The organism is Burkholderia pyrrocinia (assembly GCF_018417535.1).
Classification (GTDB): Bacteria; Pseudomonadota; Gammaproteobacteria; order Burkholderiales; family Burkholderiaceae; genus Burkholderia; species Burkholderia pyrrocinia_E.
The window spans coordinates 3,107,252-3,130,667 of record NZ_CP070978.1 but is presented as its reverse complement, the minus strand read 5'-3'; the positions used below and the strand labels follow the sequence as shown (position 1 = coordinate 3,130,667).

Below are 23,416 nucleotides of genomic sequence, written 5' to 3'. Positions count from 1 at the left end.
ATCCGGCCTGCGCGCCGCCCGGCCCGCCAGCCAGTCGCGACCCGACCGCCGCTTCCGGGCGGCGGTTGCTTTTGGCCGCCCGCCGCCGCGCACCACGCTTCAAGGCATTTCATCGCGCTGCCGCACGCTTCGTAGCGCCCCGCGCTCCCCGCCGCCGCGCGATGCGCGCGACTACGGATTCCGGCGCGGCACGCGGCCATGGCCGTCCCTACAATCGACGCAGCAGCCGCGTGCCCCTCTGCGCCACCGGCCCCATCACAACCCGTCGAACCAACGCCGAATCCGCCCCGATCCCGCCGTGCCTGCGCAGTTCCTGACGAATGCCGACGCCGGCGACGCCGCGAACCGGGCCATGCCCGCCGTTTCCGCGCCGCCCGCCGCTGCGCCGGCCGCGGTCGCGCTCGACGCGTCGCCCTACCTGCCGCGCCTGTCCGCCGCCGCCGCGCGCGGGCTGTCGCACGCGTACTGCGCGACCGGCGCCGTACCGGTCACGCTCGGCGAGCAGGCGTACGAGGTGCACTGGTGCGTCGATGCCGAGCCGGCCGCCGACGCGCACGCGTACCGCTTCGTCGTCGGCCCGGCCACCGGCACGCTGTGGATCGATCCGGTCGCGGAAACGGAATGGCTCGGCGACGCGGCCGACCCGGCCGTGCCGGCCGTGATCCGCGCGGCACTGCTCGCCGACCTGTGCGCGCCGCTCACGGCCGTGCTGCAGGCCGCGACGCGGCAGCGCGTGGAATTGCTGCCGCCGCCCGCGAGCACGCCTGCCTGGCGTGCGTCGCCGGCCGCGCTGCGCTTCGAGCTGAGGCGCGCCGACGCCGCATGGCGCTGCCAAGGCGCGCTGCTGTTCGACGTGCCCGATGCGCTGGCCGTGTTCTTCGCGGCCGCGCCGGCCGCGCTCGCCGACGCGCGCGCGGTCTACGCGAACCTGCCCGTGCCGCTCGTGTTCGAGATCGGGCGCACCGAGCTGACGACCGCCGAACTGGCCGACGTCGTCGGCGGCGACATCATCGCGATCGAGCGCTGGCAGGCGCACGAGCAGAACCTGCTGTGCGTCGCGCGGCTGCCGGCCGCGCCGGCGTGGGAGATCACCGGACGGCCGTCGGGCAACCGGCTGACCGTCGAACGAATCAGGGAGATGCCTTTGGAACCGACCCGCACCGACACCGCCACCGCGACGACACACGACGTGCCGCCCGCCGATGCGCCGCGCACGCTCGACGGCCTCGCGGTCGACCTGCGCTTCGAGCTGCCGCCCACGTCGATGCCGCTCGGCGAGTTGAGCGCGCTGCAGCCGGGCGCCGTGATCGAGCTGCAGCAAGGGATCAACCAGAGCGTGATCCATCTGGTCGCGAACGGGATGCTGATCGGCACCGGCCACCTGATCGCGGTCGGCCAGAAACTCGGCGTGCGTGTCGTCACGCTGACGCAACCCGCGCCGCGCGAGCGCTGAGCGATGGGCAACCTGCCGAATCCGGTCGCGCTGATCGCGGTGATCGCCGCGCTCGGCATCGCGCCGTTCGCGGCGCTGATGGTAACGAGCTACACGAAGCTCGTGGTCGTGCTCGGCCTCTTGCGCTCCGCGCTCGGGATCCAGCAGGTGCCGCCGAACCTCGTGCTGAACGGCATCGCACTGATCCTGTCGCTGTTCATCATGGCACCCGTCGGGATGTCGATCCGCGACGCGCTGCAGGCGCGCCACTTCGATGCGTCGGGGCAACTGTCGACCGCCGACGTCGGCGCGCTCGCCGATGCCGCGCTGCCGCCGATCAAGGATTTCCTCGTGTCGCACACGCGCCAGCGCGACCGCGAATTCTTCGTGCGCACCGCGACGTCGATCTGGCCGAAGAACCGCGCGGACGGCATCAAGGACGACGACCTGCTCGTGCTGGTGCCGAGCTTCACGCTCGCCGAGCTGACGAAGGCATTCCAGATCGGTTTCGTGATCTATATCGTGTTCATCGTCGTGGACCTGCTGGTCGCGAACATCCTGCTCGCACTCGGGATGCAGATGATCTCGCCGACCACGATCTCGGTGCCGTTCAAGCTGCTGCTGTTCGTCGCGCTCGACGGCTGGTCGCTGCTCGTGCACGGGCTCGTGCTGTCGTACCGCGTGGCAGGCGCGGGATGAACGCGCGCGACCTGCGAACCATCTCCGCGTGCCTGTGCGCGCTGGTCGCGCTCGGGTTCGCATGCATGCAACCACGCATCGCGAATGCGGCCAGCGGCGCGGGCTTCGCGCAACTCGCGCGCGCCTGTGCGCCGAACGTCGATCCCGACACGCTCGCCGCGCTCGTACGCACCGAATCGGGCTTCAATCCGTATGCGATCGGCGTGGTCGGCGGCCACCTGACGCGCCAGCCCGCGTCGCTCGACGAGGCACGCGCGACCGCGCACGAACTTGCGTCGCGCGGCTTCAGCTACAGCGTCGGCCTCGCGCAGGTGAACGAACGCAATTTCGCGAAATACGGGCTCGACGAAGCGACGATGTTCGAGCCGTGCCGCAACCTGCAGGCCGGCGGCACGATCCTGACCGAATGCTTCGCGCGCTCGTCAGGCACCGGCCGCGCCGCGCAGGCCGCATTGCGCGCGGCGCTGTCGTGCTACTACAGCGGCAACTTCACGACCGGCTTCTCGAGCGGCTACGTGAGCCGCGTCGTCGCGAGCGCGCAGCGCAACGCGCACGAAGGCGGCGTCGAACCGATTCCCGTCGTGAGCGACACGCCGCCGCCCGAGCGCCGGCGCCGCATGGACGCGGCCGCCACCACGCCGCCCGAACGCGCGCGGCGAATGGCGTCGCCCTCCGCCTCCGCCGACGCGCCTTCGTGTCATGCGCGTCCGGTGGTGATGATGTGTCGCGGGTTGCCGGCGAACCAGGCGAAGCGGCTGTGCGTGCGGTGTCTCGATCAGTAGCCGGGCGCGGTACAGGCGCGCACGCGGGCCGTCGTCGGCAAGTCGAAGCCCGGTCCCGATCGCGCGCGTCTCGTAGCCGGTGCCGACCACATGTCGCACGCCGCCCCTCACGCGATGACGCGCGGCGAGCAGGATGCCCGCACGTTGATCGGAATCCCGCAGCACAATCGATCGGCTGCGCGCGATCGCGGTCATTCGACGATCGGCGCGCCGCTGAATATCCGTTGAATGCCGGCCGGGTTTCAACCGGATGGCCGGACACCCCGGCCATCCGCAGCGCGCCGCGTCACCCCGCCCGCTGTGCCTCCAGCCACGCCTGGAACATCAGCACCGTCCACAACTGATGCTGCCAGTTCATCCGCCCCGTCTGGTGCTGCCGCCACAGGCGCTCGACCGCGGCCGCATCGAAGAAGCCCTCTTCACGCAATCGCGACGGCCGCAGCAACGCGTCGGCCCAGTCGCGCAGCGCGCCGCGCAGCCAGTGATCGACGGGCGCGCAGAAGCCCTGCTTCGGCCGGTCGATCAGCGCGGACGGCACGTACTGGTCGAGCAGCCGGCGCAGCAGCGCCTTCGACTGCCCTTCCGGCAAGCGCACCGACGCCGGCACGCGCCACGCGAATTCGACGACGTGATGGTCGAGGAACGGCATGCGCGTCTCGAGGCTCACGGCCATCGCCGCGCGGTCGACCTTCGCGAGAATGTCGGTCGGCAAATACGTGAGCGTATCGATCGCCATCGCCTGCTCGGCGAAGCTCAGGTGCGCGGGCCACGCGGACGCCGTGTCGAGCGGCGTCGGCGGCTCCTGTCCCGACAGCGCGAGACGCTCGGGATGATGCACCGACGACATCAGCAGCCGGTACAGCCCGATGCGGCTCTCGGCCGTCATCACATGGCCGAGCTTGTGCAGGCGGTCGCCGATGCGCGACGCCGATTCGCGCGCCTCCACACCGCCCCACGCGCCCTGCGCGACGGCCGCGAGCTGGTCCGCGTGATCGGGCCGCAACGCATGCAGCGCGGCGGCGATCCGCGCGCGCACAGCCGCCGGCACGCGATGCAGCTTGCGCCACAGGCGCGGCGTCAGGAAGTAGCGCGTATAGCCGCCGAACAGCTCGTCGCCGCCGTCGCCGGACAGGCTCACCTTCACGTGCCGGCGCGTCATCTCCGAGACGAGAAAGGTCGGGATCTGCGACGCATCGGAGAACGGCTCGTCGTAGATCGACGGCAGCTTCGGCACGACGCCGAGCGCATGGTCGGCCGTCACGTAAAGCTCGGTATGCCGCGTGCCGAGATGGCGCGCGACGGCCTTCGCGTAACCGGCCTCGTCGTAGCCGGCTTCATGGAAGCCGATCGTAAACGTGTCGACCGGCGTCGCCGATTGCGCCTGCATCAGCGCGACGATCGCCGACGAATCGACGCCGCCCGACAGGAACGCGCCGAGCGGCACGTCGGCTTCCATCTGTCGCGCGACGGCCTGGCGCAGGATCGCGTCGAGCTGGCCGACGGCCTCGTCGGCACTGCCCTCGAACGGCTGCTCGCGGCCGCGCTCGATCGCCTGTTCGAGCGTCCAGTACGCGCGCAGGCGCGGCGTGTCGCGCGCATGTTCGAACTGAATGTACGTACCGGGCGGCAGCTTGTGGATGCCACGATAGATCGTATACGGCGCGGGCACGCTCGACTGGCGCAGATACAGGCACAGCGCGTCGCGGTCGACCGTGCCGTCGAAGCCCGGATAGCCGCGCAGCGCCTTCAGCTCCGACGCGAACACGAGCGCGTCGCCGATCCGGCCGTAATAGAGCGGCTTCTCGCCGATCCGGTCGCGCGCGAGCGTCAGCACCCGCGACGCGCGATTCCACAGTGCGAGCGCGAACATGCCCGTCGCGCGCTGCAGCGTCGCCTCGACACCCCACGCGACGATCGCCGCGATCAGCACCTCGCTGTCGGAGTGGCCACGCCACGCCGGTGCGCGACCCGCGCGCTCGAGCTCCGCGCGCAGTTCGCGATGGTTGTAGATTTCGCCGTTGAAGACCATGACGTAGCGGCCGCACGCGGATGCCATCGGCTGTCGGCCGTGTACCGACAGGTCGACGATCGCCAGCCGCCGGTGGCCGAGCGCGATGCCGGCCTCCGGATCGACCCAGATCCCCTGCCCGTCCGGCCCGCGATGCGCGAGGCTCGCCGTCATCCGCGCGAGCGTGCCGCGCGCTGTCTCCTCATCGATGGCGACGGTATTCAGAAAGCCGTCGATTCCACACATTTGATTTGTTCGCCCCTGTTGACCTGGTCCGTCACGCGTGGCGCAACCTCGCGGCCCGCCGTCAGGCGTGACGGTCGAGCCATATTACGAAGAAATAATTCAGCAATAATTCACCGATGAATTCCGGTGACGACCGGAAAAAAAATCGCGTCAAGCGCCGCGCACGCATGAGCGCGCAAAGGGCCATATCGAATCGGAACAGTGGGCCGCACTGGCTCGCAGACCGAAAAAATGGGCAGCATACCGACACGTCTGGCGTGGCCCGCCGCGGCGCGCATCAAGTCGCGCCGGTCGCCCATTTCAGCAACTGCGCGACCTCGCGGAAATGCTGCTGCTGGATCGTGCCGTTCTCGGGTGTCGTCTCGTACAGCGCCTGCGCGAGCCCGGCGTTCGCGAGCGTCGGGCGCAGCGTGTCGCGCGCGAGCCGCACGATCCGCTCGGCCGCCTCGCCTTCGCCGCGCGCGAGCACCCACGGCAGCGTGCCGACCCCGCCGTAATAGAGCGCGACCGCGACGCGCGGCGAATAGACGACCACCGACGCGAAGCCGATCCGGTCGGGCAGCGACGCGAACTGCGCTTCGCGCGCGAGCTGCCGGCGCTTTGCCTCGATGTGCGGGTCGCCCTCGTCCTCCTTGTGCTCGCGCCGCACTTCGTCGATCGACATCTTCATCTTCTGGTTGAACGCGTGCCGCTGATGCACGATGTCGATCAGCGCCATCACGATATAGATCAGCGCGGCCCAGCCGAACAGCAGCATCAGCAGCTTCACGATCAGCGCGAGGATCGAGATCGGCCGCGTGAAGCCCGACTGCACCGACGGGTCCAGCGACTCGACGATCAGCCAGCCGAGCGTCGCGGCGAGCAGCACCGTCTTCAGCAGCATCTTCGCGAGATTGACGAGGTTGCGCAGCGACCACAGGTTCTTCAGCCCCTCGGCCGGATTGAGCCGCGACAGTTGCGGCATGAGGCGGCTCCACGCCATCACGCCGCCGACCTGCACGAAGCCCGCGAGCAGGCCCGCCAGCAGCCCGGCCGCGACGATCTGCGCGGACAGCGTCGCCCAGTCGCGCGCGGCGCCATCGATCAGCACCGCGATCCGCGCGGACGGGTCGGCCGCGCCGGCCGCGTCGAACACGAGCTGGAACAGCGCTTGCAGCCGCGCGAACAGCGAGCCGATTCCCACCGCCAGCGCGACGCACACGCCAACGAAGAACGCCGACGAAATCGTCTCCGCGCTCTTCGGCACCTCGCCTTTCTCGCGCGCTTCGCGCAGGCGTTTCGCGGTCGGCTTCTGGTCCTTTTCGGCCATGTCGGCTCCGTCGCGCGCTCAGGCGCCGCCGTGCGCGGCGAACAGCGCGCGCAGCAGCGCCATCAGCCCGCTGTCGGGGCTCAGCAGCGAATGCAGCGACGCGTATACGACCGGCAGGAACAGCACCATCATCAGCAGCGCGAGCGCGCTCTTCAGCGGCTGCGAGAACACGAAGATGTTGAGCTGCGGCACCGCGCGGCCGACGAGGCCGATGCCGAGCTCGACGAGCACCAGCACGATCGTCACCGGCGCGGCGAGCTTCACCATCCATTCGAAAATCGTATCGGTCTGGCGCACGACGAAGGTCTGCAGCATCGCCGAGAAATCGGGGCCGAGCGAGCCGATCGGCCACCACGCGTACGACTGCGCGAACAGTTGCACGAGCACCTGCAGGCCGCCCGCCGTGACGAACAGCGCGATCGCGACGAAATTGAGGAAGCCCGATGTCGGGCCGCCCTCGTGCCCGCCCATCGGATCGAAGAACGCGGCGCTGCCGCTGCCCGTCTGGAAATCGATCAGGTAACCGACGCCCTGGATCGCGAACAGCACCGCGCTGAACGCGCCCGCGAGCAGCATGCCGATCACCGCCTCCTTCGCGACCAGCAGGCACCACATCAGGAACGGCAGCGCGGCCACCTGTGCGGAATCGATCGCCGGCGCGACGAACGCGGCAATCACGACGGCGATCCCGTTGCGCACGAGGCCCGTGACGATCTGCTCGTTGAACACCGGCACGACGAACATGATCGGCAACAGGCGCGGCATCACGTAGAGCAGCGGTCGCAGCGTGCCCGCGACGTCGTTGAAACCCGCGGCCTGGTCTAGCATCGGCGCTCCGCGGCGGCGGGCGGCGGCGCGATGTTGTCGGCCGGGGCGATGTTGTCGGCCGGGGCGATGTCGTCGGTCGGGGCGGTTGCGTCGGCCGGGGCGGTTGCGTCGGTTGCGTCGGTTGCGTCGGTTGCGTCGGTTGCGTCGGTTGCGTCGGTCACATCGGCCGCGCCGGCTTCCGCATCGGCCGGCCGGGCGGCCATCTCCGCGTCGAACGCGGCGGCCGCTTCGGGGTGCGCCGCCGCGTGGCCGGAAGCGTCGCCCGCCCCGGCCGCCCATGCGCCGGGCATCGCGAAGCGCCGCACCGCGTAGCCGTCCGCGACTTCGTCGGCATCGCGCTCGACCCGCGCGGCGCGCGCGTGCAGCGCCTTCTCGCCGGCCTTGTCGAGCTTGTCCTCGGCGGCTTTCGCCTTGCGCGCGGCGCGCTGCAGGTCGGCAAGCGTCGCCTCGTGGTCGCGATGCACGTGCACGGCCTTGCTCACCGACGCGTTCGCGGTGCCGATGTGCCGGTCGAACGTGCGCGTGTCGGCCGCCGCGTTCTGCAGCACGCGCGCCTCGCGCACGTCGTCGGCGAGCCGCGTCTGGATCGCGGCCTTCGCGGCGACCTGCTGCGCGAGCTGCGCGTGCGCGGCGTCGAGCGCGCGGCGGCTTTGCGCGGCGATGCCCTGCTGGCGCGCGGCCGCGACGCGCGCGATCTGGCTGCGCATCTCGCGCACGCGCTTCAGGCGTGCGAGCGTGGCGAGCACGAGGCGGTCGTCGGCTTCAGACATGATCGTTCGCCAGCTTCGTCAGCTTCGCGAGCAGCGCGTCGAAATGCACGTCCTCGTGCGACGCCTGCGCGCAGAACGCACCGATCGCGTCGCGTGCGCGCAGCGCGAGATCGCCGAGCCGGTCGCTGCCTTCGCGGTACTCGCCGATCTGCACGAGCAGCTCGATCTCCTGGTACTTCGCGATCAGCTCGCGCACGCGCGCGGCCGCCTGCTGGTGCGCGCGGCTCGCGACGAGCGGCATCACGCGCGACAGGCTCGCGAGCACGTCGATCGCCGGATAGCGGTTCGCGAGCGCGATCTTGCGCGACAGCACGATGTGGCCATCGAGGATCGAGCGCACTTCCTCGGCGATCGGGTCCGATTCCTCGTCGCCTTCGACGAGCACCGTGTAGAGCGCGGTGATCGACCCGTTCGCGCCCTGCCCCGCGCGTTCGAGCAGGCGCGGCAGCACCGCGAACGTCGACGGCGGAAAGCTGCGCCGCGTCGGCGGCTCGCCGCTCGCGAGGCCGACCTCGCGCTGCGCGCGCGCAAAGCGCGTCAGCGAATCGACGAGCAGCAGCACGCGCTTGCCCGCATCGCGGAAATGCTCCGCAATCGCGGTGGCGACGAGCGCGGATTTCACGCGCTCCATCGCGGGGCGATCGGACGTCGACACGACGACGATCGAACGCGCGCGCACCTCGGGCGACAGGCTGTGCTCGATGAATTCGCGCACCTCGCGGCCGCGTTCGCCGACCAGCGCGATCACGTTCACGTCGGCCTGCGCGCCGCGCGCGATCATCCCGAGCAGCGTGCTCTTGCCGACGCCCGACGGCGCGAAAATGCCGACGCGCTGCCCGATGCCGAGCGTCATCAACCCGTCGATCACGCGCACGCCGGTCTGAAACGGCGTGTCGATCATCTGGCGCGCGAGCGGGTTCGGCGGGTCCTGCTGCGTCGACACCCACGCGGCGCCCGTCACCGGCCCGCGATCGTCGAGCGGCCGGCCGAGCCCGTCGAGCACGCGGCCGAACAGCCCTTCGCCCACCGGGAATACATGCTCGCGCCCGGACGGCACCACGGTCGTTTCCGGCGACAGCCCGGCCACGTCGCCGAGCGGCGTAAGCAGCGTCGTCTGCCGCGAAAACCCGACCACTTCGGCGAGCAGCGTCGGCTGGTTCGGTGTGCGAAGCTCGCAGATCTCGCCGAGCCGCGCACGGATGCCCGTCGCGTTCAGGATCTGCCCGACCGCATGATTGACGCGGCCCTGCACCGACACCGGCGAGAAAAACGCGAGCCCCGCGTCGAGCTCGCCGACGAGGCGGCCGCGATCGAACGGCGCGCCGTCGTCGTCGCCGCTGCCGAACGGTTGCGTATCGTCAAGCGGCGCGTTCATCGCGCGGCGCCCTTCAGCGCGTCGCGGCGGATCGCCTGGCGCAGCGCGTCGATCTGCAGGTCGAGGCTCGCGTCGATGCGCCCGGACGGCGTCTCGACCGTGCACGCGTGGCGTTCGAGCTGCGCGTCCTCGACGATGCGGATCTTCTGCCGGTTCGACTGGCCGGCAAACGCGCCTTCGAGCGCGTCGCGCATCTCGTCGTTGCGGCCGGGCGCGACATGCACGACCAGGAACGCCTCGTCGCGCACGAGCGGCGCGATCCGCGCCAGCGCGGCCTCGTACAGCTTCTGCGTGCTCATCTCGCCGACGATCGCGCGCACGGCCTTCACGACGATATCGGCCATCGCGTCCTTCATCGTCTCCATCGTGCGCGCGGCCGCGAGCGCCTGCGTGTACGCCTGCGCGGCCTGCTCGCGCTGCGCGCGGCGCATCCCTTCGTCGTAGCCGGCCGCCTGCCGCTTGTCGAATTCGCGCTGCGCGTCGGTGACGATGCGCGCGGCCTCGTCGTGCGCGGTCGCGATCACCGCGGACGCATCGAGCAGCGCCGCGTATTCGCGCTCCTTGAGCACCTTGCGCTCCGACAGCAGCTGCAGGTTGTCGCTCGTGATCAGAAAAGCCAGTCCCATGACGCAAGCCTCTCGGGAATCAGAAACAGGAACAGCAATTCGCCGAACTGGTCGCGCTGCGCGCGGTTCAGCCAGTAAGGCGCTTCGTCGTCGATCGCGCGGTTGAACTTCAGGCGCGCGCGCCGCGCGACCGCATCGCCCGCCACGCCGATGAAATCCGCGAGCAATCGCCCGCCGCGCGCGCGGATCACGACGGGCAGCGCGGCGGGATCGGCGCGCCACGGTTCGAGCGTGTCGGCGAGCGCGCCGAATTCCGGCGCGCGTTCGAGCGCGAGCTCCAGCGCGTCGCCGCCGAGCCGGGCCGCGACTTCCGCGCGGATGCGCCTGATGGTCAGCGCATCGCGCAGCCAGCCGCGATGCAGCAGCAGCCCCGCATACGACGCCAGTTGCTCGAGCGCCGCGCCCGGCAGCAGCGCGAGCCGCGCGCACGGGTTCGCGACGTCGAAGTCGTGCCGGTCGGCCACGCCGTTCGCATCGAGCAGGTGCCGCGCGAGCAGCTTGCGGCCGGCCGCGCCGAACGCGTCCGGCGAACGGTAGCGCGCGGGCCAGTCGGCCGGCACGCGCGTCACGTGCAGATAACGGTCGGGCCGCAGGTTGAAATCGCAGACGAGCGCATGAAACGCGGCACGGCGCGCGGCGGGCGGCGGCGCGAGCGGCTGCAGCCATGGCAGCGGCGCGGCGTCAGGCGCGTCACCCGGAGGCGCGTGCGGATCGCTCATGCGCCGTCGCGTGCGCGGTCCGGCGTGCGCAGACCGCCGCCGGCCGACTGTCCGGACGCCGGATGCCCGGACGCCGGATGGCCGGCCCCCCCGTTCCCGCCATTGGCGCCGCGCGGCGCGCCGAGCAGGCCCGCGAGCCGCGCGCCGAACATCCCGCGCCGCGCGGCCGACAGCGCGATCACCGCGCAGGTCAGCAGGATCAGCGCGAACACGAGCCAGCCGAGCGGCGAGCGCAGCCGCACGATGTCGGTCACCGCGCTGCCGATCCCGTCCACGCGCGTCGCTTGCGCCGCGGCCGGCTGCAGGAACAGCGACACGTTGTCGTACTGCAGCCCTTCGATGCTGTGCGCGACGAGATCCTTGACCATCGGCGCCATCGCACGCAGGTCGACGCCCGGGCGGTAGCGGATATACACGGCCGCCGACGACGGCTTGATCTTGTCCGCGAGCGGATCGTTCTCCGGAATCACGACCTGCACGCGCGCGACGACCACGCCCTCGATGTCCTGCAGCGTACGCGACAGGTCCTGCGACACGCCGTACAGATAGCGCACGCGCTCCTCGGCCGGCGTCGACACGAGGCCCTGCTTCTGGAACAGCTCGCCGAGGCTCGCATAGCTCGGCTTCGGCAGTCCGTTCGCCTGCAGCACCGTGAGCGCCGACTGCATGTCGCCGTCCGCGACGCTCACGAGCCATGCGTTGCGGTCCGACGTGTCGCGCGCGTCGTTGTCCTTCGACGCGCTGATGCCCGCATCGCCGAGCACCGCGACCATCTGGTTCGCGTCGCGCTCCGACAGGCCCGAGTACAGCTCCTTCTGGCACCCGGCCAGCAGCACGAGCAGCCCCGCGAGCAGCGCGCGCGCCGCCCGGCTGCGCCACGCATGTGCGCGCGGCGTCGAATCGATCGTCGTCATCGTTTGTCCGCTTCAGGGTGCGCGAGGCCGTATCCGGTCCACGCGCACGCTTTCACTCCTGCGTCTTCAGCACCGTGTGCGTGAAGCCGTTCGCCGCCTGCGCGACCGACAGGCTCAACTGGTATTCCGAAATCGTGGTGGTCGCCGTCCACTGGAAATCCATCGCCTTCACCATCGTCATCATCGGATCGCTGCGGCTGTCCGCCATCGACGTCAGCATCTCGCTGCGATGCTTGTCGATGTTCGCGTACCGCGTGTCGAGATCGTTGCCGTAGGTGCGCAAGCGCTCGACGAGCGACGACTGGTTCGCCTGCGCGGGCGTCATCTGCACGGCCGGCGCCGCATCCGCCGGCGCGCGCGACATCGCGACGCCCGACGAAGACGATGCAGCCGGCGATGCACCCGGCTGCATCAGCGCATCGAACTGGCGCACCTGCGCCGGATCGGACGCCGAGCCCGTTTGCTGCACGGCACCCGCGAGCGCGGCCGCGCCCGGCGGCGCCGCGCCTACGCCTGTCACTGACATATCCATGCCCTCCTTGGCTGGCAGGCGCCGGACCGGCTCGGTCGGGCCCGCCCGGAACAGGCCGGCCGGCACGCGCGCATCCGCGGCCGGGCGCCCTTCGCGGGCAGGCCCGGCGCGCATCGGCGCGCGGCGCGGCCGGCGACCGGCGTCATGCGCGGCCGGCGGAACTCAGGTGTTGCGCAACCTGGGCGTTCGCCGTCCCCTCCTGCGCGGTCACTGCGTTGCTGGTTTCGAACGTCGCGGTCGACTGCTGGACCTGGAAGTTGATCTTCGTCAGTTCGAGCTGCGTCTTGGTCAGGTCGTCGGCCTGCTGCTGGACCTGGTTCGTATTGGTTGCGCCACCTGCTGCCTGGGTACCCATGTTTCGCTCCTTGACGTGAACTTCATCCACCTTCCGGCGGCGGCCCCATGCCCCGCCGGCGACGTGAGCCGCCGCACCGATGCGACGCCCCGCGTAATGCGCGCACCGCCTGTTACGCGATGCGCATGACCCGTCGCGGCGCTAGTGCGCCGCGTCCTTCGTCGATGCACCGGCCGCCGCGGCGCCGGCCGCCGGAGCGTCCGGCACCAGCGTCGGCCCCGGTACCGGCTGCGCGACCCCGGCCGCCGCGCCGCTCGCGAGCGGCGCCACGGGCGGCGCTGGCGCCTGCTCGGGCACGTTCGCCGACGCGCCGCCGAGCGGCATCGTGATGCGCTGGCCGTTGCGTTCGAACACGACTTCATCCGGGCCGATCGACACGACGGTCGGCCCGTCCTTCAGCCGCGCGCCTTCGAAATAGCGGCTGCCGTCGGCCGTCTCGATGTAGCGCTGGTCGCCGTCGCCGGCGAACACGGTCGTGATCTCCGGAATGCCGGCCATCCCGCCGAGCGTTGTCGTCGTGCGCGGCGCGGCCGGATCGGCGTCGCGCACGTGATCGACCACTTCGAGCGCCGGGCGCGCGTCCTTCATGTAGTTGCGGATGCGCGGCTCGATCTGCGCGCGCGCGGCCGCACCGGTCAGCTCGATCCGGCCGCGGCCGAGATACGCGACCGTCAGCGCCGTATCGCTGAAATAGGTCTGCGCGGTCGCGACCAGGTCGCTGACCACGTAGATGTTGCCGAGCGCCGCGTTATCAACGCCCGCGACGATCTGCGCGACGCGTTCGCGCGCGGCCGGGTCGCTCGCATAGCCCGACACGATCACGCCGTCGTCGCGCGGCGCGACGGCCAGCTCCGGATACGCGTGCAGCAGTTGCTGCAGCCGGTGCGTGCGCGCGAGCACCGATTCGTGCTGCCACGGCAGGCGCCCCGACCACGTGACGAAGCCGTAGCCGAGCGCGCCGAGCAGCACGCCGATCCACAGCGCGACCAGCGCGATCACGAGCCGCCGGCTGCCGAGGCGGCGCAATCCGCCCGTGAGCCAGCCGAGCCACGCCGCCTCGCGCGCGGCATCCGGCGCATCGGCTTCGTCGGGCACCGCGACGCTCGCCTGCGCGTGCCGCGCGATGCCGAGCCGGATCGAGCCGACCGTCACGACGTCGTTCGGCGTCATCGAGCGGCGGCCGGTGCCGAGCGGTTCGTCGTTGAACAGCACCGGCGCACCGGCGTCGCCGCCGTGGTTCTGCACGGTCACCGCGAGCGCGCCGACCTGCAGGCACACCTGTTTCGCGCCGATCTCGCGATCGGGCAGGATCACTTCGCAATCGGCAGCCGTGCCGACCCAGTTCGCGCCGCGCGCGAGCGACATCGTGCGGCCGTACATCGGCCCGCTCAGGAAGCACAGGTTCCACGGCGACGCGAGCGCGGCCGAACCGGCCCCCGCGCCGACCGCGCCGCCGGGCAATGCGCCGTCGCCGTGCGGGTCAATGATGGTCGTCGACATGGGGGGTGACTCCTGCGGTCGTCGCCGCCGGCTGCGACGCCGTATCCTTCGGAGGCGGCAGCGCCGGCGGGCCAAACTTCGTGCCGGGCAGCGGCTTCGGCGTCAGCGGCACCGCGACGTCATTGTCCGGCGGCCGATACATCGACATGCCTTCCTGGTTCGCCGGCCCGTCGGCGCCCGGGTTCACGGGCGAGCCGTCCGGCGCGTACATCGACGCGCTCGTCACCACGCGCGGCGTCAGCAGGTAGAACCGCTCCATGTGGTTGCCCGACTTGTCGGTGTACTTGAACAGGTTGCCGATCAGCGGGATGTCGGACAGCCAGGGCACGCCGCTCTTGTTCAGCCTCACCTCGTCGTCGTTGAAACCGGCGATCAGCAGGCTCCTGCCTTCGTCGATCATCGTCTTGGTGACGATGTTGCGCTGCTGGATCACCGGCACGTTCGACACGGCCTGCCCCGGCACGATGTTGCCGTCCTGGATGTCGATCGACATCATCACGCTCTGCGGGTTGCCTGACACGGCTGCCGCATTCCGGATCGCCTCGTCGACGATCATCGGCGTCACCTTGATGCTCGTGCCGGTCGTCACGCTGTACAGCGACGAATCCTGGTAGCCCGGCACCTGCACGTAGAACTGCGTGAGGTTCTCGAGGATCGCCTCGGTATTGTCGAGCGCGAGCACCTTCGGCTTCGAACGCAGTTGTGCCTGCCCCTTCTGCGCGAGCGCGTTCACGCGCGTCAGCAGGTAGTTGCGCAGCGAGCCGCCGATCGACGCGGTCAGCGCGATGCCGGTCGGCATGAAGGTGCCCGTCTGCCCGGTTTCCGACGTGCCGATGCCGAACGTCAGCGGCGGATTGCCCACGCCGTTGTATTGCGTGTTGCCGTTCAGCGGGTTCTGGCCGTTGCCGATCTGCACGTCGCCGTGCGTCGTGTGCAGGCGCCAGTCGATCCCGAGGCTGTCGAGCGAATCCTCGTTGATGTCGATGATCGTCACGTTGATCTCGACGATGCGCGGCCGCTCGTCGAGCTGGCCGATCAGCGACTGGTAGCGATACATGTTCTCCGGCAGGTCGCGCACGATCACCGCGTTGATCGCCGGGTCGGCGACGATCTGCGGCAGCGTGTCGCCACCGCCGCCGGCCGGGAACGGCGAGAACCCGCCGTCGGCGCTGCCGTCGCCGGAATAGCCGCCCGAACGCGGGCCGCCGGAGATATCGGGAAAGTCGAGGCGCGGCACCGAGATCGTCAGCCCCGAGCCGAGCTTCACCTGGCGCGCGGCCTGCCCGAGCGGCGTGCTCGACGGCAGCGCACTCGTGCCGCCGCCCTTGCCGAACAGCTTGCGCAGGATCGTCGCGACGCCCGGCACCGTCACTTCCTTGCCCGAACGGTTGATCGTGAAGTCCGACGCCCAGCCGTACTTCAACCGGAATGCGCGGATGTCCGCATGCGCGCCGTTCGCGGACGGATCGCCGACCGAGCCGACCGCCTGCCGCACGAGCTCGACGTAGCGGCGCGGGCCGGCCACGTACACGCTGTTCGCGCGGTCGTTGATCACGAGCGTGTAGCGCTTGTCGGGAATCTGCATCGCCTGCAGCGCGCGGCCGATTTCGCCGGATGCATTCGGCGGGATCGGGATCATCTGCGTCTGCGACTGGTCGGCCGGGTCGACATACAGGAACGAGCCGTCGTAGTACCACGTGAGCCCGTAGGTCGAGCAGATCGTATCGAGCGTCTGCTGCGGCGTGCCCGAGAAGCGGCCGCTGATCACGCCGTCGACCTTCGGGTCAACCACCGCCGTCACGCCCTGCGACGATGCGAGCTCGCGAATGAAGTCGCCGATCTTCTTGCCGTTCGCGACAATCGTGAACGGCTTGTTGCGCCAGCGCAGGTCCGCGGCGCGGGCCGGCTGCACGGGTGCCATGCACAGCGACGCCGTGAGCAGCGCGGTCGCGCACAGGGCAAGCGCGGCCCGTTGCAGGCTGCGCGGTTGAAACCGGATCGGGGCGACGCGTCGACGCATCAAAGGACTCCTGTGGAAGAAACGAACATGCGTTCCAGCGCCTGCTGCGCGAAGCGCAGCACTTCGCCGCCGAGCCAGCCCGACAGCAGCACGAGCGCGACCATCACGGCGATCAGCCGCACCGCGATCCCGATGTTGGCGTCCTGCACCTGCGTGACGGCCTGCAGGATCGCGACGACGAGGCCCGTGACGGTGGCGATCAGCACGATCGGCAGCGACAGCAGCAGCACGAGCATCAGTGCCTGACGCGTCAGGTCGAGGATCGTCGAGCTCGTCATTGCACGGCTCCCGGCACGCGCACGTCGGCGCCCGCGCCGACCGTGCCGTCGTCCGGCGGGTTCTTCACCCAGCCGACCGTATGCAGTTGTACGTCCTCCTCGACCTCCTGGTACGACAGCACCGCCAGCTCGGGCAGCACGGGCTGCAGGATCGTCTTCACGTAGCGGCGCGCGCCGAGCGCGACCATCACCGCGAGCCGCGCCGCGCCCTGTGCGTTGCCGTGGCCGCCGGGGCCGGCCGCCTGCGCGGCCTGCACGATCGCGCGCACCTGCTCGCCGATGTCCTGCTTGATCGCGCTCGACAGCGCGAGGAAATTGCCCTGCTTCGTGCGCATCACCGCGCTCTCGATCCGCTCCTGCAGGTTCTGCTCGAACAGCACGACCCGCAATTGGCGCGTCGTGCCCGCATGGCGGTCGGTGATCATCCGGCGCAGGTCGACGCGCACGAGTTCGACCAGCGCGATCACGTCGTCGGGTTCGTTCGGCGCCCACGTGATCAGGCTCTCGAAAATCACGCGCAGGTTGCGGATCGGCACCTGTTCGGCGAGCAGCCGGCGCAGCACTTCGGTCACGCGCTGCAGCGGCACGAGCCGCGTCAGCTCGCCCACGAGTTCGGGGTGTTCGCGGCGCACGAGATGCACGAGTGCCTGCGTCTCCTGGATTCCGAGCAATTCGTCCGCATGCTGGCGCACGATCTGCTCGACGTGCGCGGCGAGTGCGCTTTCGCTCGACAGCCACTTGCCGTCCGGCGCCGCGCCGTCGGGCTTGATCCACAGCGCGGTCGCGAACGGGCCGAACGCCTCGGCCGGCTGGCGCTCCGCGCGCTCGGGCAGCGGCGCGACGCCGTCCCACAGCAGCCAGCCCGGTTTCAGCGCGCCGTGCGCGGCGAGCACGTCCTGCAGGTAGATCCGGTACGTGCCGGCCGCGGCGCCCTCGTCGTCGTTCAGCGTGATGCGCGGGAACACCGTGCCGATGTCCGCGTCGACGCGCGCCTTCGCGCTCGACAGCGCGGCCTGCAGTTGCGCGAGATTCAGGCTCGTGCGCAGGTCGTCGGACAGCGATACCGCGATCAGCGACGTGACGCCGGCTGCGTGCGACACCTTCGCGGGCTGGCCGTCGTCGGCCGTGCCGACGCGCCCCGCGATCTGAATCAGGTTGAAGCTCGGCGCGGTCGTCTTGCGCTTGAGCTGCGAGAACGCGAACGCGCCGAGGCCGAGCGCGATCAGCGCGAACGACCACTTCGGAAAGCCGGGCACGACAAGAAAACCGGCCAGCACCAGCGCCGCGATCAGCAGCGCGCGCGGATGCGCGCCCAGTTGCTCGCCGAGCTGTTCGCCGAGCTGGCGCTGCCGCGCATCGCGTGTCGCGACGCGCGTCGTCACGATGCCCGCCGCGATCGACACGAGCAGCGACGGAATCTGCGATGCCATCCCGTCGCCGACTGTCAGGATCGCGTAGCGTTGCAGCGCCGCGCCGATATCCATCCCGTGCATCAGCGTGCCGACCGCGATCCCCGCGACGATGTTGATGAACGCGATCACGAGGCCCGCGATCGCGTCGCCCTTCACGAACTTCATCGCGCCGTCCATCGCGCCGTGCATCTGCGATTCCTGCTCGAGCTTCTCGCGGCGCTCGCGCGCTTCGTCCGCGCTGATGATGCCCGCGCGCAGGTCCGCGTCGATGCTCATCTGCTTGCCCGGCATCGCGTCGAGCGAAAAGCGCGCGCCGACTTCGGCCACCCGCTCCGACCCTTTCGCGATCACGATGAACTGCACGACGGCGATCACGAGGAACACCACGCCGCCCACCACGACGTTGTTGCCGACGACGAGCCGCCCGAACGCGTCGATCACGTGGCCGGCGTTCGCGTGCAGCAGGATCAGCTTGCACGACGCGATGTTCAGCGCGAGCCGGAACAGCGTCGTGAACAGCAGCAGCGCGGGAAACGACGAGAAGCTGACCGCCGACGGCACGTAGGTCGACACCGTCAGCAGCACGACGCTCGCGGCGAGATTCAGCGAGATCATCCCGTCGAGCGCGGCCTGCGGCAGCGGCAGGATGAACAGCGCGACGACCGCGACGATGAACGCGGCGAGGAACAGGTCGGCGCGCGGCGACGCGCCCCCGAGACGCCGTCCGGACACGCCGCGGCCAGCGGAAAACAACCGCTGCCAGTCGCGGGGGAGCGCCTTCGGTTCTGCCATCGTGCCGTTGTCCTGTCGTCGTTATCGCCGGCTGACACGGGCAACCCTGCCCCACGCTGCGCGGACCGTTGAATGGGACGAGTGTAGCGATGCGAAACGATGGAAAAAGGGATGCGCCTCGTAGCGTGAAAGCGCGTTTTCCGGCGGCGGTCGAATCGGACTACGAAACCCGGCGGCGGGTTCGGGCACGCGCCGCCGGAACCGCTTCCATCGCGCGCCGGGCCGCCGGCGCGTGCGTCAGGTCAGGGCTGCAGGCGCCGCGCGGCGAGGTACGCGAGCTGCGCGCGGTTCTGCACGTTGAAGAGTTTTTCGAGCGAGCGGATATGGTGGCCGACCTTGTGCAGCGACGTACGCAGCGCGCTCGCGATCTCCTGGTCGGACAGCCCGTGCACGAGACGGTCGAGCACCTGCTGCTGCTCGTCGCCGAGCGCGAAGCCGCGCATGCGCGCGATGCGCGCCTCGAGGAACGGCAGCGCGACGCGGTGCACGGCAAGGCTGACCGACAACGCGCCGCCGATCACGCGATCGTCGATCCATTCGGTGCCGTGCGTCTCCGACGTTACGTTCACCGCGACGCGCAGGTCGAGGCGCGGTGCCGACAGGCTGAAGATCACGCCGCTGTTCATCGCGTGCGCGCGCAGATGGCCGGCGAGCGCCAGCACCTTGCGGTCGCCGCTGCCCTGCGCGGCCGCCTCGATCTCGTCGAGCCGCCACGCGACCGGAAAGCCGCTCTGCCGCACCTGCGCGAACCGCGGGTCGCTCTCGTACAGCATCCCTTCGATAAACGGCTGCATGAACGTCGCCGGCGCGAGGTCGCGCAGCAGATGCGCGCACAGGATGCGCCGCCCGATCATTTCGTAGGCGCCGTAACCGAGCGTACTGAATCCGATTTGCCGCAATCGCGCATGACATTGCGCGAAATCGACCGGAGCAAGGTCGGTTTTACCGGGCGCGATTTGAATGCCGGTAAAAACGCCGCGCTCGATTGCCTGATATTCGTTCGAATAAGCGGCAGCGGTCGTTATATCGGCTTGTGAAAACCACTCGACGCGTGGTGCGCCGTCAGCATATGTCATGAGGAGCCCGCCCTTTCCCAATATGTGAAACTGCGCCCCGTCACGATCTGGTCTTTTCTTTATGATTTTCTGGTCGTCGTTATATGCGCGCGAATATGAACCTTTCGCCGCAATTAGTATTACGGCATATTACGCGTACACGGGCATTTTTGTACAATGCCCCCGCGTTTCGTCAGGGATGACGATCGGCGCATATCAAAAACGATGCTCGATCGCACCGCCGCGAATGCCGTACACGATACGGCCGCCGCCAGGCGATGCGCGTCGATTCCGAGGGATGGCTCATGTCCGATATTGCATTGCATGAAGAAGCGGTCGCCCCAAGCTTTGCCCGCCCGTCGCGCGGGCCGAACGCATGCGCGGATGCGCTGCGGGAGCGTGCCGTGCAGGTGGTCTGGTGCGACGACGTCAAGCGCGGCGACGTCGCGCAGCCGCACGCGCCGAAGCTCGGCGTCGCCGATACGCTCGCGCACGCGCAGAGCACGGCCGAGCGCAACCGGATCGTCACGAGCCTGCTGCACCTGACAGGCTTCTCGACGTTCGCGTACTTCGCGCTCGAATTCGCACGCGAGCGGGTCGAAAGTCTCTACCTGCACGAAGCGTTCACGCCGGCCACCTATCGCGGCGACTACGTGCGTCACAACCATCACGATGTCGATCCGCGCACGCTCGGCGCGCGCGTGTGCAACATGCCGATCGTGTGGGACCTGCAGCAGTTGCGCCGCGAACACCGCGAGCGCGACGACGGCCCGTGCGTGACGCCGGCCGCGCTCGACGGCTTCCTGCAGACGATGCAGGACGACGGGATGTGCAGCGGCATCATGTATTCGATGGCCGTGCCCGGCACGCGGCTGCATGCGTTCATGAGCTTCACCGCGCCGCGCCGCACGCGCGAATGGATCACGCCGGCGACGATCGAGCAGGCACTGTCGATCGGGCTGTCGGTGCACAAGTTCGCGTCGCCGCAACTGATCGCTACATCGCGCGAGCGCGCGGTGAACGGACTCACGCCGTTCGAGCAGGAACTGCTGCTCGGCATCGCCGAAGGCGCATCCGACAAGGAGATCGGCCGTCGTCTCGACACCAGCGCGCACAACGTCGACTACCACCTGCGCAAACTGCGCAAACGCTTCGGCGTCGCGAACCGGATCCAGCTCACGTACCTGACGTCGAAGCTCGAGCTGATCTGACGGCGACGCGGCGCTTCGCGTCACGTGAGCGAGCGCGCAAACGCACATGCCGGCCTCACGGCCGGCATGTGCGGGTTGCGGCGCGGTGCCGGGTCCGGCGCCGCTTCCTGGCAGACGACCGGCGTTACTTCAGCAGCGTCATCTGCACGACCTTGACGATCACGAGACCGACCGCGATCACCAGATAGCCGCGCAGCACGGCCATCCAGATTCGCGTCGCGAGCGTCATGTTCTGCGGCTCCAGCGCGTCGAGCGGCGGCATGCGCCACGTGTCGCGCAGCGAGCGATCGAGCGCCGGTTCGACGACGCGCTTGTGGCGGCGGACCAGCACCGTCGCGAGATAACCCGCGATCGCCAGCACGGTGCCGCCCACCAGCACGTCGACGATCGCTTCGCCGCTGATATCCGGATACATCACCGACGCGGTCAGGATGATCGACAGCAGCACGAGCACCCAGATCACCGCGCCCGTGAACACGTTGAGCTTCGTCGAGTTGACCCAGGGCCCAAGCACCTGACGGTCGTTGCACAGCACGAGCAGGAACACCGTCGCGCTCGGCAGCAGCACGCCCGCGAGCGTCTGCACGGCTTCGGTCAGCAGGCCGAGCGGGCTGCCCGGGATCAGCACGAGCGTGGCCGCGGCCGCAACGATGCCGAAGTACACGAGATAGAAGCCCTTCGCGTCGGACACGCCGCGATGCAGCGAATGGCGGATCTTGAACACATCGCCGATCGCGTACGCGGTCGACAGCGACACGGCCGCCGCGCCGATGATGCAAGCGTCGAGCAGCGCCACCGCGAACAGCGTCGCGCCCGTGCGGCCCGCATACCTCTCGAGGCCCACGATGATGCCGCCCGCGTCGGTGAAGTTGCCGGCTTCCGGATGCCCGTTGAACAGCGCGGCGCTGAAGCCGATCATCGCGACCGCGCCGACCAGCACGAACGCGATGCCGATCCACAGGTCGGCCTTCTCATACTTCATGAAGCGCGGGGTGATGCGCTTGTCGATCACGTAGCTCTGCTGGAAGAACAACTGCCAGGGCGCGACCGTCGTACCGACGATGCCGATCACGAGCAGCATCACGTCCGACAGCTTCGCGTGCGCAGGCCAGTTCGGCACGAAGAAATCGCGCGTCATCTGCGAGACGGGCGGATGGATCGACACGAGCACGGGCACCAGCAGCAGGCTCAGCACGCACAGCCCGATCGCAAACCGCTCGAAGCGCCTGAAATCGCCGGTGCTCACCGCGGCCATCGTCAGCGCGGCAGCCACGCACACGCCGGCCACCTTCGGCAGCCCGAAGAAATCCAGCACGAACGTGATGCCGATGAACTCGGTGACGATCGTCAGCGCATTGAGCAGGAACAGGTCGATCACGCTGAACGCGCCCCAGAACTTGCCGAAGCGCTCGAAGATCAGGCGAGCATGGCCGACGCCCGTGACCGCGCCGAGGCGCAGCACCATTTCCTGGTTCACGTACAGCACGGGCACGAGCAGCAGCAGCGTCCACAGCAGCGTCGTGCCGTAATTCTGGCCGGCCTGCGTGTAGGTGCCGAATGCGCCGGCGTCGTTGTCGCCGACCATCACGATAAGGCCCGGGCCGATGATCGCGAGCAGCGTGCGCAGCCGCGCCCACCATGTGCCGCGCGCGGCGGTATCGTGATGCGCGATCGTGCCGAGCGCGCCGCGGATATCGCCCAGGTGGGCTTCGTCGAGCACGGCGCTGCGTTCTGCGACGATCGGTGGAGAGACATTGGATGGCGTGGACATGATTTGTTCCGTACGGCTAATGGTTATCCAATAAGCGTGTGACCTTGGAATGCGCGCGGGGCGGCCGCTCGATGGCGGCGCGCGTGCGCATGCCGAGGCGCGCTCGGCGCTTCTTTCAGCGGATCAACGATTTCAACCGGTTCAGCAGGCGGGAGAACACCCGCGGACGGGCGTCGAGCGTCAGCATCGCGTCGTAGTGGTGACGCGATTCCGTGACGTGCGGAAGGTTCGACAGCAGAAGGCCGAAGTTCATGGTCTGGCTCCGTGCGGCGACGGCAGGCATGCCGGCCGCGTGGTGGGCGCGGGGCCAGTCCGGGGCCTGAACGACGTGTCAGGCTAGTCGGCCGGAGTGTCCCTGCGACCCGGGTTCAAAAGGGTCGGTGCGTGCAACGGGCATAAGGGACAACTGTCACTGTCGTTCATGGCGGCTCCTGTGCGGTGTTCCGGGGAACACGGTTGACCGCCGTCCGGCTTGCGGGCCGGCATTCGCGGGCCTGAACGAGGCGTGCGCGAACGCGGCCGCCTGCCAGGCGGCGGTGAAACCGGACGGCGCATGCGAAAACGCATCACGCTAACCGGCGCGAATCAGGGTGCACGTAGGGAGTTGCTGCGGAGTACTGCTGCGCGCACCGTTTGCCCGGGAGACAAACGGCGGCTTCGATGAGGCGCGGACGTCGGTCGCTCAGGCGGAGATTTCGGTCGAAGATCGACTACTGCAGGCGTCCAAGGCGGCGGCCCCAAGAGTGAAGATGCCGGATTCTATGGACCGCCCGAAAGTGAAG

General features: G+C 69.5%; 22 protein-coding genes. 5 read left to right on the top strand and 17 right to left on the bottom strand.

Annotated features, from left to right (window positions below; translation table 11 throughout):
* The first annotated feature begins 298 nt into the window (after positions 1-298).
* The 4 genes from sctQ to JYG32_RS32195 all read left to right on the top strand — a co-directional run bounded on the left by sctQ (position 299) and on the right by JYG32_RS32195 (position 3,141).
* Positions 299-1,453 carry a type III secretion system cytoplasmic ring protein SctQ gene (gene sctQ, locus JYG32_RS32210; RefSeq protein WP_213266307.1) on the top strand — a complete coding sequence of 385 codons (1,155 nt, stop codon included), beginning with the start codon at positions 299-301 and terminating at the stop codon, positions 1,451-1,453.
* Between the two features lie 3 nt (positions 1,454-1,456).
* Positions 1,457-2,131 carry a type III secretion system export apparatus subunit SctR gene (gene sctR, locus JYG32_RS32205; protein WP_174384054.1) on the top strand — a complete coding sequence of 225 codons (675 nt, stop codon included), beginning with the start codon at positions 1,457-1,459 and terminating at the stop codon, positions 2,129-2,131.
* Positions 2,128-2,913 (top strand): lytic transglycosylase domain-containing protein, encoded by a 786-nt coding sequence (locus JYG32_RS32200; RefSeq protein ID WP_213266306.1) that lies wholly within the window; start codon positions 2,128-2,130, stop codon positions 2,911-2,913. Before sctR ends, JYG32_RS32200 begins: the two co-directional genes overlap by 4 nt.
* A 90-nt stretch (positions 2,914-3,003) precedes the next feature.
* A complete protein-coding gene (locus tag JYG32_RS32195) occupies positions 3,004-3,141 on the top strand; it encodes a hypothetical protein (protein WP_213266305.1) in 138 nt (45 codons plus the stop codon).
* A gap of 58 nt (positions 3,142-3,199) precedes the next feature.
* Here the strand turns inward: JYG32_RS32195 and asnB are convergent, their stop codons facing one another.
* From asnB to JYG32_RS32120, 15 genes are all read right to left on the bottom strand, one after another.
* Positions 3,200-5,167: an asparagine synthase (glutamine-hydrolyzing) gene (asnB, locus tag JYG32_RS32190; protein ID WP_213266304.1), complete on the bottom strand. Its 1,968-nt coding sequence runs from the start codon at positions 5,165-5,167 to the stop codon at positions 3,200-3,202.
* A 277-nt stretch (positions 5,168-5,444) separates the two neighbouring features.
* Positions 5,445-6,476: an EscU/YscU/HrcU family type III secretion system export apparatus switch protein gene (locus JYG32_RS32185; protein WP_213266303.1), complete on the bottom strand. Its 1,032-nt coding sequence runs from the start codon at positions 6,474-6,476 to the stop codon at positions 5,445-5,447.
* Between the two features lie 18 nt (positions 6,477-6,494).
* Positions 6,495-7,304 carry a type III secretion system export apparatus subunit SctT gene (gene sctT, locus JYG32_RS32180; RefSeq protein ID WP_213266302.1) on the bottom strand — a complete coding sequence of 270 codons (810 nt, stop codon included), beginning with the start codon at positions 7,302-7,304 and terminating at the stop codon, positions 6,495-6,497.
* Positions 7,298-8,074 (bottom strand): hypothetical protein, encoded by a 777-nt coding sequence (locus JYG32_RS32175; protein WP_249744798.1) that lies wholly within the window; start codon positions 8,072-8,074, stop codon positions 7,298-7,300. The genes sctT and JYG32_RS32175 overlap by 7 nt, the downstream gene beginning before the upstream one ends.
* The gene (gene sctN, locus JYG32_RS32170; RefSeq protein WP_213266301.1) at positions 8,067-9,449 is read right to left on the bottom strand and encodes a type III secretion system ATPase SctN; all 1,383 of its coding nucleotides are present in this window, start codon (positions 9,447-9,449) and stop codon (positions 8,067-8,069) included. Before sctN ends, JYG32_RS32175 begins: the two co-directional genes overlap by 8 nt.
* The gene (gene sctL / locus JYG32_RS32165) at positions 9,446-10,075 is read right to left on the bottom strand and encodes a type III secretion system stator protein SctL (RefSeq protein WP_213266300.1); all 630 of its coding nucleotides are present in this window, start codon (positions 10,073-10,075) and stop codon (positions 9,446-9,448) included. Before sctL ends, sctN begins: the two co-directional genes overlap by 4 nt.
* Positions 10,057-10,794: a SctK family type III secretion system sorting platform protein gene (locus JYG32_RS32160; RefSeq protein WP_213266299.1), complete on the bottom strand. Its 738-nt coding sequence runs from the start codon at positions 10,792-10,794 to the stop codon at positions 10,057-10,059. Before JYG32_RS32160 ends, sctL begins: the two co-directional genes overlap by 19 nt.
* The gene (sctJ, locus tag JYG32_RS32155; protein WP_213266298.1) at positions 10,791-11,708 is read right to left on the bottom strand and encodes a type III secretion system inner membrane ring lipoprotein SctJ; all 918 of its coding nucleotides are present in this window, start codon (positions 11,706-11,708) and stop codon (positions 10,791-10,793) included. The genes JYG32_RS32160 and sctJ overlap by 4 nt, the downstream gene beginning before the upstream one ends.
* 52 nt (positions 11,709-11,760) lie before the next feature.
* Positions 11,761-12,234 (bottom strand): hypothetical protein, encoded by a 474-nt coding sequence (locus JYG32_RS32150; protein WP_034180983.1) that lies wholly within the window; start codon positions 12,232-12,234, stop codon positions 11,761-11,763.
* Between the two features lie 148 nt (positions 12,235-12,382).
* Positions 12,383-12,595: a hypothetical protein gene (locus JYG32_RS32145; protein WP_034180511.1), complete on the bottom strand. Its 213-nt coding sequence runs from the start codon at positions 12,593-12,595 to the stop codon at positions 12,383-12,385.
* 141 nt (positions 12,596-12,736) lie between these two features.
* On the bottom strand, positions 12,737-14,095 hold the full coding sequence (gene sctD / locus JYG32_RS32140) for a type III secretion system inner membrane ring subunit SctD (RefSeq protein ID WP_213266297.1): 1,359 nt from the start codon (positions 14,093-14,095) through the stop codon (positions 12,737-12,739).
* The gene (sctC, locus tag JYG32_RS32135; RefSeq protein WP_213266296.1) at positions 14,076-16,115 is read right to left on the bottom strand and encodes a type III secretion system outer membrane ring subunit SctC; all 2,040 of its coding nucleotides are present in this window, start codon (positions 16,113-16,115) and stop codon (positions 14,076-14,078) included. The genes sctD and sctC overlap by 20 nt, the downstream gene beginning before the upstream one ends.
* On the bottom strand, positions 16,115-16,393 hold the full coding sequence (gene sctS / locus JYG32_RS32130) for a type III secretion system export apparatus subunit SctS (protein ID WP_006480854.1): 279 nt from the start codon (positions 16,391-16,393) through the stop codon (positions 16,115-16,117). Before sctS ends, sctC begins: the two co-directional genes overlap by 1 nt.
* Positions 16,390-18,597, bottom strand: a complete 2,208-nt coding sequence (sctV, locus tag JYG32_RS32125; protein WP_174380230.1) for a type III secretion system export apparatus subunit SctV — start codon at positions 18,595-18,597, stop codon at positions 16,390-16,392. The genes sctS and sctV overlap by 4 nt, the downstream gene beginning before the upstream one ends.
* A 242-nt stretch (positions 18,598-18,839) precedes the next feature.
* Positions 18,840-19,673, bottom strand: a complete 834-nt coding sequence (locus tag JYG32_RS32120; protein WP_174380229.1) for a helix-turn-helix transcriptional regulator — start codon at positions 19,671-19,673, stop codon at positions 18,840-18,842.
* A 284-nt stretch (positions 19,674-19,957) separates the two neighbouring features.
* On the opposite strand from JYG32_RS32120, the gene JYG32_RS32115 reads away from it, so the two are divergent.
* Positions 19,958-20,863: a helix-turn-helix transcriptional regulator gene (locus tag JYG32_RS32115; protein WP_174380228.1), complete on the top strand. Its 906-nt coding sequence runs from the start codon at positions 19,958-19,960 to the stop codon at positions 20,861-20,863.
* 124 nt (positions 20,864-20,987) lie between these two features.
* Here the strand turns inward: JYG32_RS32115 and JYG32_RS32110 are convergent, their stop codons facing one another.
* Positions 20,988-22,634, bottom strand: a complete 1,647-nt coding sequence (locus JYG32_RS32110) for an NRAMP family divalent metal transporter (RefSeq protein WP_213266295.1) — start codon at positions 22,632-22,634, stop codon at positions 20,988-20,990.
* Positions 22,635-22,749: 115 nt separating this feature from the next.
* Positions 22,750-22,887, bottom strand: a complete 138-nt coding sequence (locus JYG32_RS32105) for a hypothetical protein (protein ID WP_213266294.1) — start codon at positions 22,885-22,887, stop codon at positions 22,750-22,752.
* Between the last annotated feature and the right edge of the window lie 529 nt (positions 22,888-23,416).